The organism is Micropruina sp. (assembly GCF_047602385.1).
Classification (GTDB): Bacteria; Actinomycetota; Actinomycetes; order Propionibacteriales; family Propionibacteriaceae; genus Micropruina.
Window position 1 is genome coordinate 751,319 of record NZ_JASGHL010000005.1, and the last position, 13,697, is coordinate 765,015.

11 protein-coding genes are annotated in these 13,697 nt (G+C 71.0%); 8 read left to right on the forward strand and 3 right to left on the reverse strand.

Annotation, left to right across the window (positions count from 1 at the left end; translation table 11 throughout):
- The first annotated feature begins 7 nt into the window (after nt 1-7).
- Genes QM711_RS18980 through QM711_RS19005 form a run of 6 tightly spaced genes read left to right on the forward strand, consistent with a single transcriptional unit; the run spans nt 8 to nt 8,971 of the window.
- On the forward strand, nt 8-778 hold the full coding sequence (locus QM711_RS18980) for an SDR family oxidoreductase (protein WP_415102236.1): 771 nt from the start codon (nt 8-10) through the stop codon (nt 776-778).
- Nucleotides 775-1,887, forward strand: a complete 1,113-nt coding sequence (locus QM711_RS18985; RefSeq protein WP_415102238.1) for an isochorismate synthase — start codon at nt 775-777, stop codon at nt 1,885-1,887. Before QM711_RS18980 ends, QM711_RS18985 begins: the two co-directional genes overlap by 4 nt.
- Complete coding sequence (locus tag QM711_RS18990; RefSeq protein ID WP_415102240.1) at nt 1,884-3,551, forward strand: (2,3-dihydroxybenzoyl)adenylate synthase; 1,668 nt, start codon at nt 1,884-1,886, stop codon at nt 3,549-3,551. Before QM711_RS18985 ends, QM711_RS18990 begins: the two co-directional genes overlap by 4 nt.
- Nucleotides 3,548-4,447 (forward strand): isochorismatase family protein, encoded by a 900-nt coding sequence (locus tag QM711_RS18995; protein ID WP_415102242.1) that lies wholly within the window; start codon nt 3,548-3,550, stop codon nt 4,445-4,447. The genes QM711_RS18990 and QM711_RS18995 overlap by 4 nt, the downstream gene beginning before the upstream one ends.
- Complete coding sequence (locus tag QM711_RS19000; protein ID WP_415102244.1) at nt 4,437-8,327, forward strand: amino acid adenylation domain-containing protein; 3,891 nt, start codon at nt 4,437-4,439, stop codon at nt 8,325-8,327. Before QM711_RS18995 ends, QM711_RS19000 begins: the two co-directional genes overlap by 11 nt.
- Nucleotides 8,324-8,971 carry a 4'-phosphopantetheinyl transferase family protein gene (locus QM711_RS19005; protein WP_415102246.1) on the forward strand — a complete coding sequence of 216 codons (648 nt, stop codon included), beginning with the start codon at nt 8,324-8,326 and terminating at the stop codon, nt 8,969-8,971. Before QM711_RS19000 ends, QM711_RS19005 begins: the two co-directional genes overlap by 4 nt.
- An 18-nt stretch (nt 8,972-8,989) precedes the next feature.
- Here QM711_RS19005 and QM711_RS19010 read toward each other — a convergent pair whose 3' ends face one another.
- The gene (locus tag QM711_RS19010; RefSeq protein ID WP_415102248.1) at nt 8,990-9,952 is read right to left on the reverse strand and encodes a Gfo/Idh/MocA family protein; all 963 of its coding nucleotides are present in this window, start codon (nt 9,950-9,952) and stop codon (nt 8,990-8,992) included.
- Between the two features lie 17 nt (nt 9,953-9,969).
- Nucleotides 9,970-10,554, reverse strand: coding sequence for an HdeD family acid-resistance protein (locus QM711_RS19015; protein ID WP_415102250.1), 585 nt, complete (start codon nt 10,552-10,554; stop codon nt 9,970-9,972).
- A gap of 210 nt (nt 10,555-10,764) precedes the next feature.
- Between QM711_RS19015 and QM711_RS19020 the strand changes: the two genes are divergently transcribed.
- Nucleotides 10,765-12,081, forward strand: coding sequence for a glycosyltransferase family 2 protein (locus QM711_RS19020; protein WP_415102252.1), 1,317 nt, complete (start codon nt 10,765-10,767; stop codon nt 12,079-12,081).
- A 2-nt stretch (nt 12,082-12,083) separates the two neighbouring features.
- A complete protein-coding gene (locus tag QM711_RS19025) occupies nt 12,084-12,647 on the forward strand; it encodes a GNAT family N-acetyltransferase (RefSeq protein ID WP_415102254.1) in 564 nt (187 codons plus the stop codon).
- Nucleotides 12,648-13,078: 431 nt separating this feature from the next.
- Here QM711_RS19025 and QM711_RS19030 read toward each other — a convergent pair whose 3' ends face one another.
- Complete coding sequence (locus QM711_RS19030) at nt 13,079-13,693, reverse strand: NUDIX hydrolase (protein ID WP_415102256.1); 615 nt, start codon at nt 13,691-13,693, stop codon at nt 13,079-13,081.
- Nucleotides 13,694-13,697 lie beyond the last annotated feature (4 nt).

Below are 13,697 nucleotides of genomic sequence, written 5' to 3' on the forward strand. Positions count from 1 at the left end.
TCAACGCATGACCACCCCTCCTGGACGACGCCTCGTCGTGACCGGCGCCGCCGGCGGTATCGGACGGGCGGTCGCGCTGCAGCTGGCCGGGCAGGGTGTCGCGCTGAGCCTTTTCGACCGCAATCCGGCCGGCCTGGCGGCGACCGCGGACGCGGTGCGAGGTGTCGGGGCGCCGGATCCGCTGATCGCCGTGGTCGACGTCAGCGACCGGGACGCGGTTGCCGCTGCACTGGGCATGGCCGCGGCCGACGCCCCGTTGGACGGACTGGTGAGCGCGGCTGGCGTGCTGGAGCCGGGCGCCCTGAGCGACACCACGGACGCCGCGTGGCAGCGGCACTTCGCGGTCAACACCACCGGGGTCTTTCACCTGCTGCAGCACGGTGCGCCGCTACTCCGCGACGGTGGCTCGATCGTGGTGGTCAGCTCGAACGCCGCCCGGGTGCCGCGGACCGGCATGCTGGCCTACGCGGCGTCCAAGGCGGCAACCTCGGCGCTGACCAGGTGTGCCGGGCTGGAACTGGCCGCGCGCGGCATCCGCTGCAACGTGGTCGAGCCGGGTTCCACCGACACTGCGATGCTGCGCGAGCTGTGGACGGACGCCGGCGCGGGCGTCGACGGCGCGGTCGCCGGCAGCCCCGAAGCGTTCCGGGTCGGCATTCCGCTGGGCCGGGTCGGGGCGCCCGAGGACGTCGCCGCCGTGGTCTGCTTCCTACTCTCGGACGCCGCCCGGCAGGTCACCCTGCAGCAGGTCTTCGTGGACGGTGGAGCGTCATTGTGACCGAACTCGTGGAACGCGGGCAGGCGTCCGCGCTGCAACTGGCTTCCCCGCTGTTCGTCGGCGACACGACGATCGCGGGCACCGTGCTCGAGACGTCCCACGGGCACGGCACGGAGTGGGCTGACCGGGTGATCGCGTCGCTGCGTCCCGGTGAGCGGGCGCTGGTCGCATTGCCGTTTCGTCCGGACGCCGCGGGCGTCGCGCACCGCGTCGCCATCGCCCCTGCCCCGGTATTCGCGCTGGTGGCGCCCCGGTTGGCCGCCGCCCGGCACCGGGTCGTCGAGCTGCCGAGCCGGGCCGAGTACGCCGCTCGGGTCCGGACGGCGCTGGACCGGATCGCCGCCGGCGGGCTGCACAAGGTGGTTCTCGGCCGCAGCGTCGACGTGGTCAGCGATCCACCCCTGGACGCCGACGCGATTCTGGCCCGGTTGCTCGCCGATCGCCCCGGCCGCTACGTGTTCCGGGTGCCGCTGACCGATGACTTGGATGGCCCGGTGCTGATCGGCGCCAGCCCGGAACTGCTGGTCAGCCGGCGCGGCCGCACCGTCCGCAGCCTGCCGTTGGCCGGTTCGGTCGCTCGGACCGCCGACGGCGCCACCGACCGGCACCGTGAGCGGAGCCTGCTGGAATCGGCGAAGGACCGCCGCGAACACGCCTTCGTGGTCGACGCCGTTGTGGCCGCACTCGCCGATGTCTGCGCCGGCGTGGTCGCCGACGAGCCGCGGATCGTCTCCACCGACATGCTGCATCACCTCGGCACCAGGATCGGCGGCACCCTCGCCGCCAACCCGGCGGGGCCTGCCAGCAGTGCGCTGCACCTGGCTCAGTTGCTGCACCCGACGCCGGCCATCGGTGGAGCGCCGACGGCGTCCGCGCTGCAGGCGATCGCCGAACTCGAGCCCGACCGTGGGCCGCTGACCGGTGCGGTCGGCTGGGTGGACGCCGACGGCGACGGGGAGTTCGCGGTGGCGATCCGGGCCGGTGTCCTGGACGGCGCCCGGCTTCGACTGTTTGCCGGTGCCGGCATCGTGGCCGGCTCCGATCCGGACGCCGAGGTGGCCGAGACCGGCGCCAAGCTGGCGACCATGATGAAGGCGGTGGGATTGTGAACCGGACGCCGTTGGCTCCGGTGCGGAGCTGGCCCGAGGACGTCCGGTCCCGATACCGGTCCGCCGGCTACTGGACCGAGGAGACCTTTCCCGCCTTCATCGAGGACCGGACCACCCGGTTCGCCGACAATCTCGCCGTCGCCGGCACCGACGCGTCCGGAGCCGCCCAGAGCTGGAGCTACGCGGAACTGGGCGAGCGGGTCCGGCTGGCCGCAGCACGGCTGGCGGAGTCCGGAATCGAGCCGGGCGACCGGGTGGTGGTGGCGCTGCCGAACGTCACCGAGTATCTGGAGGTGGTGCTCGGGCTGTTCCGGCTCGGCGCGCTCCCGGTGTTCGCGCTGCCCTCTCACCGCGAACTCGAACTCACCCAGTTCTGCGTGCTGACCGACGCGGCCGCGCTGGTGCTGGCCGTCGGTGCCGACCGGGTCGATCACACCGCGCTGTACGCGACCGTGTCCGCGCAGGCCGCGGACCGGGGCGTCCGGCCGCCGGCCCTGATCGATGTCACCACCTGGGCGTCCGGGCCGACCGGCGAGATCCCACCGCTGCCGCGCGTGGACGCCGAACAGGTCGCCTTCCTGCAACTCTCCGGCGGCACCACCGGGGTGGCGAAGCTGATCCCGCGCACCCACGCCGACTACCTGTATTCGGTGCGGGCCAGCGCCGAGATCTGCGGCCTGGACGCCAGCACCCGGGCGCTGATCGTGCTGCCCGCCGCGCACAACTTCCCGATGAGCTCGCCCGGCATCCTGGGCGTGCTGCACACCGGCGGCGCGATCGTGCTGGCCCGCGACCCGAGTCCGCGCACCGCCTTCCGGCTGATCGCCGAGCATGGGGTGACCGATGCCGCACTGGTGCCACCTCTGGCCCAGGCCTGGATCGCGGCCGCGCGCCGTCGGCGTCCGGATCTGAGCACCCTGCGCAGCGTCCAGGTCGGCGGGGCCCGGCTGGCCGATTCGGTGGCCCCGGCGATCCGCGAAGTGTTGGGCGCCCGGCTGCAGCAGGTGTTCGGGATGGCCGAGGGGCTGGTCAACTACACCCGCGCCGACGACCCCGACGAGTTGGTGCACGGCACCCAGGGCACCCCGATCAGTGCCGACGACGAACTGCGGATCGTGGACGCCGACGACCGCGACGTCCCGGACGGCGCCGAGGGTGCGTTGCTGGTCCGCGGCCCGTACACGATCCGCGGCTACTACCGTTCGCCGAACGCCGACGTCGAGTCGTTCACCGCCGACGGTTACTACCGCACCGGCGACCTGGTCCGGCGGTGGCCGTCCGGCCATCTGATCGTCACCGGACGCGACTCCGACCTGATCAACCGAGGCGGCGAGAAGGTCTCCACCGAAGAGCTCGAGGGCTTCACCCTCACCCATCCGGCGGTGCTGGACGCGGTTGCGGTCGGCGTCCCCGACCCGTACCTGGGCGAACGCGTCGTGCTGGTGGCCCGGACCCAACCGGACGCCCCGCAACCCGACCTGATCGGCCACCTGCGCGGGGTCGGACTGGCCACCTACAAGGTGCCGGACGCCGTCGTCTTCCTGGACACCCTGCCGGCCACCCACGTCGGCAAGAACAGCCGTCGCGAACTGCGCCGGATGCTCGCCACCACCCTCGCCCAGCCGGCTGCCGCGCCGGCCCCGCACCCGGAGGAACACCGATGACCCTGCCCGTCTGCATCGACTACGAACCCCCGCTGCACGACCTGCCGGTGAGCCGCGCCACCTGGACGCTGGACGCCGAGCGCGCGGCCGTCCTGGTGCACGACCTGCAGGGCTACTTCCTCACCCCGTACGTGGCCGGCTGCCCCGCGCTGACCGGCGCGTTGGCGGCCACCGAGCGGGTCCTGCGCGCAGCCCGGTCCGCCGGCGTCCCGGTGATCTACACCGCACAGCAGGGCGATCAGGACGCGGCCGAGCGCGGGCTGCAGGGCGACCTGTGGGGGCCCGGAATGTCCGCCGAGCCGGCACACACCGCGATCGTGCCGGCGATCGCACCGGTCATCGGCGACACGGTCGTCGAGAAGCGCAGGTACAGCGCCTTCGCCCGCACCGACCTGGCCGACCGGCTGGCCGGACGCGACCAGCTGATCGTGGTCGGCGTCTACGCCCACATCGGCGTCACCGCCACCGCGCTGGACGCCTTCCAGCGCGAGATCCGTCCGTTCGTGGTGGCCGACGCCGTCGCCGACCTCGGCGCCGAGCAGCACCGCCGGGCATTGGAGATGATCGCGTCCTGCTGCGGCGTGGTGATCCTCGCCGACGAGGTGATCGCCGCCCTCGATTCTTCGTCGGCCGCCGATTCTGCGCCGTCCGGTTCCGGAGACTCCTGGGACGAACGCTTCCAGAACGCGCTTGCCGGACTGCTCACCCCGGAGGCGGTGCAGGCGTTCTTCGCCGACTCGTCCGCCGACCTGTTCGAACTCGGCCTGGACTCGCTGCGCGCCTTCGACTTCCTGGACGCCCTCGCCGACGACGGCCTCGACGTCGACTTCGGCGAGTTCACCCGGAGCCCGACGCTGAACTGGCTTCGGCAGCAGGCGGGCTCCGTTGCCGCCTAGCGATTCGACCGCTGGTCGAGCTTGTCGAGACCCCAAGACCGTCGCCGATGAGGACTGGCTTGCCCTCACGCCAGCCCAACTGGGCTTGTTCTTCGCCCACCAGCTCGACCCCGGCAACCCGGCCTACACGACCGCTGAGGTGGTCGAGCTGAGCGGTGCCGTGGACGCCGCCGTACTGGCCCAGGCGATCGCCGACGGCTACGCCGAGTTCGAGCAGTTGCGGGTCGAATTCAGCGTCGGTCCGGACGGCCCTCGGCAGCAGGTGCGCCCGATCGCTCCGGTCGAGCTGCTGGTCCAGGAGGCTGCCGACCGGGACGCCGCGAGCGCCCTGATCGACGCCGAGTTGGGCCGTCCGCTCGATCCGAGCGCCGGTGAGGTGACCCGGACCGGGTTGATCCGGCTCGCTGACGGCAGCAGTTGGTGGTGGCACGCCGCGCATCACGTGGTGCTGGACGGCTACGGCGCCCAGCAGCTGTTGCGCCGGATCGCGGCGCTCCATGACGGTGCGGAACCGGTCGAACCGGTCCCGCTGGCCGACCTGGTTGCCGAGCAGCATCGGGCGGCCGATTCCGAGGCGTTCTGGGATGCCCGGCTGGCGGCGATGACCGATCCGGCGTCGCTGGCGGGTGGTGTTGCGAGCCCACGTCCGCGGGCGATCCGGCGCGCGCTCGACCTGGGCGCCGAAGAGCAGGCGGCGCTGGTCCGGGGCGCGCGCCGGCTGCGGGTCACCTGGGCCGACCTGGTCACCGCCGCCGTCGGCTCGTATGTGGGCCGGCTGCTCGGTACCCCGTCCGGCCGGATCGGGCTGCCGCTGATGAACCGGTCGCTGCCCGGCGTCGGGCAACTGCTGGCGGCCCGCACCGTGTGCACCGCGATGAACGTGCTGCCGGCCTCGGTTCCGGCGTCCGGAACGATCGCGGACGCCTTGGCCGCGACCCGGGCCGAACAGGCGGCGCTCCGACTGCACCCGTTCGAACGCCAGGAGTGGCTGACCCGCCGGCTGGACCGCCGGGGTGGTCCTGAATTGTTCGGCACCCAGGTCAACGTGCTGCCGTTCGATCTGGAACTCACCCTCGGCGGCGTCCCCGGCACTGTCCGCAACCTGACCGCCGGGCCGGTCGAAGACCTGACGTTCACCCTGCGCGGTGTTCCGGGGCGGGGACGGCGGGTCCGACTCGAGCTGGACGCCCACCCCGAGCTGTACGACGAGGCTGCCCTGGACCGACACCTGGCCCGGCTGAGGCACTGGCTGGGAGTGTGGGCGAGCGTCGAACCGGACGATGACGTGGCCCGACTCCCTGTGCTGCCTGCGGACGAATACGCCCTGGTCACGGCCGGATTCAATGCGACGGGCCACGATCGGGAGAGCGCCACGCTGGGGCAGCGGTTCGTCACTCAGGCGGCTCGCACGCCGCAGGCGTCCGCGCTGGTGTTCGAGGACGAGAGCCGCAGCTACGCCGAACTGCTGGAGCGGGCGCGGCGGATCGCCGGCGGGCTGACTCGAGCCGGCGTCCGGGCCGGAGATGTGGTCGGCGTCCGGCTGCCGCGCGGGTTCGGGCTGTACGAGGCCATTCACGCGATCGCCCTGCTCGGTGCGGTTTACTGCCCGGTCGATCCCGAGCTGCCGTCCGCCCGGGTCGAGGCGATGCTGGCCGACGCCGGCATCGCGCTGGTGGTCGACGACCCGGACGCGCTGGCCGGCGGTGACCTGTACCTGGGCGAGGTGCCCGGCGAGGTCGATGCCCCGGCCTACCTGTTGTTCACCTCGGGGTCGACCGGACGTCCGAAAGGGGTGGTGATCGGGCACCGGGCGATCGACAATCGGCTGGCCTGGATGCAGCACCACCTGCGGCTGGCGCCCGGCGAACGGGTGCTGCACAAGACCCCGATCTCGTTCGACGTGTCGATCTGGGAGTTGTACTGGCCGCTGCAGGTCGGCGGCTGCGTGGTGATCGCGCCGCCCGGCGTCCATCGTGACCCGCTGGCGCTGGCCGAGTTGATCGTCGCTGAGCGGGTCTCGGTGCTGCACTTCGTGCCGTCCATGTTGCGCGCCTTTCTGGGAGATCGGACGGCCCGCGAGCGGGTCGCCGAGGCCGGTGTGCGGCACGTGGTCGCCAGTGGCGAGGCGCTCACTCCCGACCTGGTCGCGGGCAGCCTGAAGTGGTTCGGGGTGGGTCCCACCAATCTGTACGGTCCGACCGAGGCCGCCGTCGACGTCACCGTCTGGGACTGCACCGCCGCGGACGCCGCCGATGGGCACAGCGTGCCGATCGGCCGTCCGATCCGGAATACGACGTGTTTCGTGCTCGACGCCGGAGGCCAGCCGGTGGGAGTCGGGGTGACCGGTGAGCTGTGGCTGGGCGGCGTCCAACTGGCCGATGGCTACGTCGGACGCCCGGAACTGACCGCCGAACGCTTCGTCGACACCGAGTGGGGACGGCTCTACCGCACCGGTGACCTGGCCGCCTGGCGTCCGGACGGCGCGCTGCGCTACCTGGGCCGCACCGACGATCAGGTGAAGATCCGCGGGCAACGGATCGAACTCGGCGAGGTCGAAGCGGCACTCTCGGCCGGTCGAGCGTGTCGAGCCTCCGCCGGCCGAGCGACCGAGGTGGCAGTCGGTGTCATCGACGGTGCGCTGGTGGTCTGGCTCGTCGCCTCCCGGGAGACCGCGGACGAGGTTCGCGAAGAACTCCGCGCTGCCGCCGCCGAGGCGCTGCCGCCGTCCCTGGTCCCGACCCGCTGGATCGCCGTCGACGCCATCCCGCTGACCGCCAGTGGCAAGACCGATCGCCGAGCGCTCACAGAGCTGGCTTCGCGGCAACCAACGGCCAGGGCAGCGGCCGGAGAAGCACCGCGTGACCTGTTGCAGCAGCGGGTGGCGGCGGTGATCGCCGACGTCCTCGGCCTGGACTCCGTCGCGGCCGACGCCGACTTCTTCGCTCTCGGCGGTGACTCGCTGTCGGTGCTCCGGCTGCTCGGACGGCTCGCCGACGACCTGGGCGCCGACATCGGACTGGCCGAGGCGTTCGGACGCCCGACCGCTTCCGGACTAGCGGATTTGATCGCGGGAGAGGGACGCGACCGGCCCGACGACTTCGCCGAGGTGCTGACGCTGCGAACCGGCGGTGACCGGCCGCCGCTGTTCCTGCTGCCACCGGCCGGCGGGCTGGGTTGGTGCTACACCGGCCTGCTCACCGATCTGCCGTCCGACCTCGGGGTGCACACGATTCAGGCGCCGGGCACCGGGACCGGCGCCCCCGAGCCGGTGGCCGACCTGACCGCGCTGGCCGGACGGCAGCTGGCCGCCATCCGCACCGTGGTGGGCGACGGTCCCTTCCACGTGGCTGGCTGGTCGCTGGGCGGCATGGCGGCGCACGCCGTCGCGGCGCTGGCCAGGGGCGATGGCCAACAGGTCGGCAGCGTCACTCTGCTGGACGCCTACCCGGCCGAGCAGTGGCACCACCTCGCCGAGCCCACCGAGGCCGAGGCGCTGGTCGGCATCCTGCGGCTCGCCGGCCTGGACGCGCCGTCCGAGGTCACCGTGCTGACCCGCGACCGGGTGGCGGAGATGTTGCGGGCGTCCGGCAGCGCGCTGGCCGCGCTGCCGTCGGTACTGCTGGACGGCTGCATCGCCAGCGTGATCGAGGCGTCCCGGGTGGTCCGCACCCCGCCGCCGGCGCGACTCGCCGGCGACCTGACCGTGGTGGTGGCCGGCGCGCCGCGTCCCGAGACGCATCTGGACGCGGAGGGCTGGCGAGCGCATACCGTCGGTGCCGTGCGCATCGTCGAACTGCCCGCCACTCACGCCGAACTGGTCCGCCGTCCGGTGAGTTCCCGGGTCGCCGCGCTGCTCACCGAGGCGATCGAGGCGGTGTGATCGTCGCCAGGTTCGCCGCGGTCGACCAGGTTCAGGTCGACGCGGCGCTGACCGAGGCCGAGGGCGTCCGGCATCAGCGGCTGCGGTTCGCGAGCGACCGGAACGCCTACCGAGCCGCCCACCTGTTGGTCCGGGCGTGCGCCGGTGAGCTGCTCGGGGTCGCACCCCGGCTGGTCCGGGTCGAGCAAGCCTGCCTGCGGTGCGGCAAGCCCGGCCACGGCCGCCCGTCCATCGTCGGTGAACCGGGCATCACGGTGAGCCTCAGCCACACCCGTGGCTTCGTCGCCGCCGTCGCGGCAACCGTCGGCTGCGGCATCGATGTCGAGGCCGTCGCCACCGCCATCCCACGGACGGCGGTGACTACACGGGAGCGGGCCTGGCTGGATGCCCGACCCGACCCGCTGCGGGCGTTCACCCAGCTCTGGGTGCGGAAGGAAGCGGTGGTCAAAGCCGGCGTCGCGGACGACCCGGCCTCCATCGACGTGCTGGCAGACGACGCGGTGCCCGGACCGGCCGGCCGGTTTGGCGAGTTCACCCTGACGGGCTGGTCGGGTCCGGTGGATGCGCTCGGACATCCGGTGGCGCTGGGGTGCGTCGCGGTGCGCACCGCATCGGCGGTCGCGGAGTTCGACGCTCTCCTCTGACGATGCCCGGCCGGTGACTCAGCGACCGCGGGAGAGTTGCTCGTCCATGATCCGGCGGCTGGCCAGGCTGAGTTCGGCCCAGCGTCGATCGATCACACCAGCCTCGGCCTGATCGACGAAGTCATTGATCTCGTGCTTCATGGTTTCGGCCGGCAGCACCCGTTGACCCTCCAGCAGCACGGTCGTCGCCCCGCCTCGTTCATGGAGTTCGATCCGGGAGAGCTCGCCCGGATCGTCCAGGGTCAGCGCGGCGTCCTCGCCGTAGATCACGCTCGGGCCGAGCCCGGCGGCGATCTTGGAGTAGACCACGTCCACCACCGTGCTGCCGTAGTCGAGTTGCAGGCTGCCGCCGCCCTCGAACCCGTTGGCCAGCCACACACTCGCCCCCGACGCCTGGGCCGGTTCGCCGAACAGGTCCAGCGCCGGCTGCAGGCAATAGACGCCGATGTCGGCGAGCGCCGAGTTGTCCAGGGACGGGTCGAACGCGTTCAGCTGCTCGCCCGCCCGGAACCGGTCGTAGCGTGACGAGTACTGCAGCTTCTCGAATCGGGCGTGCCGGACGGCGCCGAGCCGGGGGAGGGTTGCCCGGACCAGGGCATGCGCCGGGGTGTGCACATTGCGCACCGCCTCCATGGCGACCACGCCCCGCGCGCGGGCCGCGGCGAAGATCTCCTCCACCTGAGCGGACGAGACGCCGCTCACCTTCTCCACCAGGACGTGCCGGCCGGCTTCGATCGCCCGCATTGCCTGCGGATGGTGGGCGGCGTTGGGGCTGGCCACATAGACGGCGTCGACAGCCTCGATCAGGGCTTCCAGATCGTCGTGAGCGGCGCCGATCCCGTTGGCGTCGGCGAACGCCCGGCCCCGGCCCAGATCGCGGGAGTACACCGCGACCGGCTCGGCGCGTCCGCCGGTGTCCCGGCAGGCGGCGGCGAACCACTCGCTGATGAAGTTGGTCCCGATGATCCCGAAGCGCAGCACGGCAGCCTTCCTGGGCCTCAGGCGGTCGGGCCGTCCGAAGGGAAGATCGGCGGTGGGACGACTTCGCCGCGGATCGGTTCCGCCCGCTTGGCCTCGCGCCGGACCAGGGCACCCACGACGAGCAGCACGATGCCCCAGATGATCGCCAAAACCCCTAGCCAAAGTGCGATAGCCAGTGCTGCGGTGCCGGGCGAGCTCATGATCAGCCAGCCGGCGATCAGCCAGAACACGCCGCCGAGCACCAGTAGCCAGCGCGGTGCCGGCTGCTGCTGGGTGAACGCGGCAACGATCTCGAGGACGCCGCGCACCATCAGCCACAGGCCGAGCACCCAGGCGAAAGCGGATCCGGCGGTCGTCGGCGAGATGATCGCGATCAGGCCGGCGACCACACCCAGCACAGCGGTGAAGATCAGGTACCCGCGGGACTGACCCGGTGCCGGCCGGAAGGCCATGATGGCGGCCGTCACGCCGTCCAACAGTGCGTAGACCCCCCACAGCACAACCAGGGCGATCGCGGTGGCGATCGGGAAGAAGGCGGCGACCAGGCCGAACAGCAACGCGACCGCGCCGGAGACGAGCAGGTAGGTCGATGACCGTTTCATCAGATCGATCATGGTGATTCCTCGGTTCGGGGTGAACATGCCGGTCGGCCATGAGGCGCGGTGGCGAGAGACAGTCTCCCACGCCCCGCGCGTCCGCGAGCTGCGGGTCGGCGAACCGCCGGAGCGGCCCCGGACAGGCGAGGCCCCGACCCCTAGACTGGCTCTTCAATGCCGGTCCACCCGGTGATCCCCATGACAGGAGCCTGCCCGGTGCCCGTGCTCGATGTGATCGGCTGGATCCTCCAGACGATCATGGTGATCGGTGCGGTCTACGGCCTCTACCACGTCCTGATCGGCCTGAATGCGTTCGGCGAACTCAAACTGCCCGACCCCGAGCCGGGCGAGAAGCAGCATCGTTTCGCGATCCTGGTCTGCGCCAAGAACGAGTCGGCGGTGATCGACCAACTGCTGGTCACCTTGGAGAACCAGGACTACCCGCGCGAGCTGTACGACGTCTTCGTGGTCGCCGACAACTGCACCGACGACACCGCCGAGATCTGCCGGAAGGCGGGTGCCTTCGTCTACGAGCGCACCGACCCGAATCGCAAGGGCAAGGGCTTCGCTATGTCGTGGTTCTTCGAGCGGTTCAACGTCGACCACGCCGGACGCTACGACGCCTGCGTCGTCTTCGACGCCGACAATGTGGTCGAAGTGGGCTTCCTGGAGGCGATCAACACCCGGTTCAACCACGGCGAGACCATCGTCGTCGGATACCGGACGGGCAAGAACCCGTCCTCGTCGTGGGTGGCCGGCTGCAGCACGCTGTACTGGCTGTTGCAGACCAGGTTCTTCCACCTGCCGCGCAACCGGTTCGGCTGGTCGTTGTTCTCGGTCAGTGGCACCGGGTTCGGGTTCAAGCTCTCGGTGCTGAACGGCACGGGCTGGGACACCCGCACCCAGTGCGAGGACATCGAGTTCACCCTGAACGCGGTCGCCGAGGGTCACCGGGCCGTCCTCGAGCCGCGCGCGGTGTTCTTCGACGAGCAGCCGCAGGGACTCTGGACGTCGATCAAGCAGCGCTATCGGTGGGCGCTGGGCGGCGTCCAGATCGTGCCGATCTGCACTCCCCGGCTGTGGCGGCGGGTGCGCTCCGGTGACCGCCGGGCCATTGACGGCGTCATCTACAGCGTGGGTCTGCTGGTGTCGGCGATCGCCGGCTGGAGCGGCATGGCCTTCGGCCTGATGACTGCCTTCCGGACCGGCGGCTGGAGCATTCTGTTGCTCGCCACCGCCGCCTACGGACTGTTCGCCTACATCTTCACCGGCATCTTCGCCTGGATCACGGTACTGCTCGAGGACGCCCGCTGGCCCGGCATGTGGAAGTCGGTGGTGCTGTTCCCGATCCACCTGGGCATCTGGTGGGTGCTGATGCTGGTCGCGCTGTTCTACCGCGACTCCACCTGGCACGACATCCCGCACACCGTGCGACTCAGCCTGTCCGAGATCGAGGCCGAACATCACACCGGACGGCTGCCGCTGCGACGTCCGGCCAACCCGGACGCCGGCGGCCCGTCCGAGGCGTCCTGATCGTGCCTGCCGACCCGGGCGCGGCAGCCGAACTGCGTAGTGAGCGGCTGCTGCTGCGGCCGTTCGCCGACACCGATGCCGGCTTCCTGTTCGACCTGTACCGGCGTCCGGGGGTGCAGCGATACATCGGACGCGTGCCGCGCGTGATGGCCGACCGGAGCGAAGCCGTCCAACTGATCGAACGGGTCCGCGCCCCGCTGGATGGACCCAACGGCCGCTGGCTCATCGTCGGTCCGGACGCCGGCGAGCCGGCCGGGGTGCTGCTGCTGAACTCGCTGCCCGCCTCCACCTCGGACGCGTCGCGACCGCCCTCCGGGGAGACTGAGATTGGCTGGCACCTGCACCCGCGGGCCTGGGGACGCGGCATCGCGACCGAGGCTGCCCGGCGGGTGCTCCGGCACGCCTTCGACGGCGGCCTGGACCGAGTGCTGGCCGTCACACATCCCGACAATGCGGCGTCGCAGGCGGTCGCGCTGAGGATCGGGATGCGCGATGAAGGCGAGACCGATGCGTACTACGACACCCGGTGCCGGCTGTTCGTAATCGACCGGCCGAGCAGATCATAGGGATGGTCTGTGCGAGTAGTCGGGACCAGATGGATGATTGGGTGTGTCCGTGAACGGTCTCGCCGAGGGTATTGGTCAAGCGCTCGCCACCGAGGCGTCGACCTATGGATTCTCGGTGCACAGTCTCGCCGCGACTCAGGATGTTACTCCTGGAGGATCGGTGCCACTGGCGGAGAAGTCGGCACCGTCAAATCTAACGGCGAAGTCTATGACCTGGAAGTTCCGGAGGGCTGGCACTTCTACTTCTTCGAGTACGACCAGAGCCGGGAGGTCATCGAGGACTTGTTCCTCGTACTGGTGGAGTACTCGTCCGGCAACTATCAAGTGAAACGTGGCGTGCTGGGTGGCCAGAGCGTGGTCGTTGTCGTCGGGGATACCCAGTGGGGTGGCACCAGGAGGAGGTCGTAAGGACGGCGCCTCGCCGGCTTGAGTCAGGCCGCGGGCTGTTTCCACTCCCACACGGTGCCGGGGCGTCCGCGGCCGAGCACCATGCGTTTGGTGCTGACGTCGAGTCCGCGAAGCGAAGCCAACCGACGGTTGAGGTTGCCACGGTCCGGGGCGATGCCGCTGAGCGTGTGGGTGATGCCGACCGCCGCGGAGACCGGGAACTCGGCACCGGTCAGCGCTTGGGTGAACTCCAGATCGCGCCAGAGCATGTCGACCAACAAGGGACGGCATTCGAAGAGCATCACATTGTGGTCGAACGCCAGTCGCGGGACGTCGTCGAAGCCGTACCAGTCCGCGTCCCCGTCGCCGACCGCCCACATCGCCACCGACAGCGAATACCCGCGCGGGTCGCGGTTGGGCTGGTCGAACACCGTCAGCTGGCCGAGCGCGGAAACGTCGAAACCGACCTTGTCGATGACGGCCCGGTGCGCGGCGGCGGCCAGCCGTTCACCCTCACGCAACAGCACTCCGGGCAGAGCGGGGACGCCACGATAGGGCTCGGCGGTCCGGGGTTTGGTGGCCAATTCCACTCGCCGCAGGTCCGCGTTGTAGCGCAGCGCGATGACGTCCACCGAGACCAGGGATCCCACGTTCGTCATTGGT

Excerpts from the sequence above, each read along its gene's own strand:
- QM711_RS19015 (WP_415102250.1), bottom strand. The coding sequence starts at position 10,554 with ATGAAACGGTCATCGACCTACCTGCTCGTCTCCGGCGCGGTCGCGTTG.
- QM711_RS18980 (WP_415102236.1), top strand. The coding sequence starts at position 8 with ATGACCACCCCTCCTGGACGACGCCTCGTCGTGACCGGCGCCGCCGGC.
- QM711_RS18995 (WP_415102242.1), top strand. The coding sequence starts at position 3,548 with ATGACCCTGCCCGTCTGCATCGACTACGAACCCCCGCTGCACGACCTG.
- QM711_RS19030 (WP_415102256.1), bottom strand. The coding sequence starts at position 13,693 with ATGACGAACGTGGGATCCCTGGTCTCGGTGGACGTCATCGCGCTGCGC.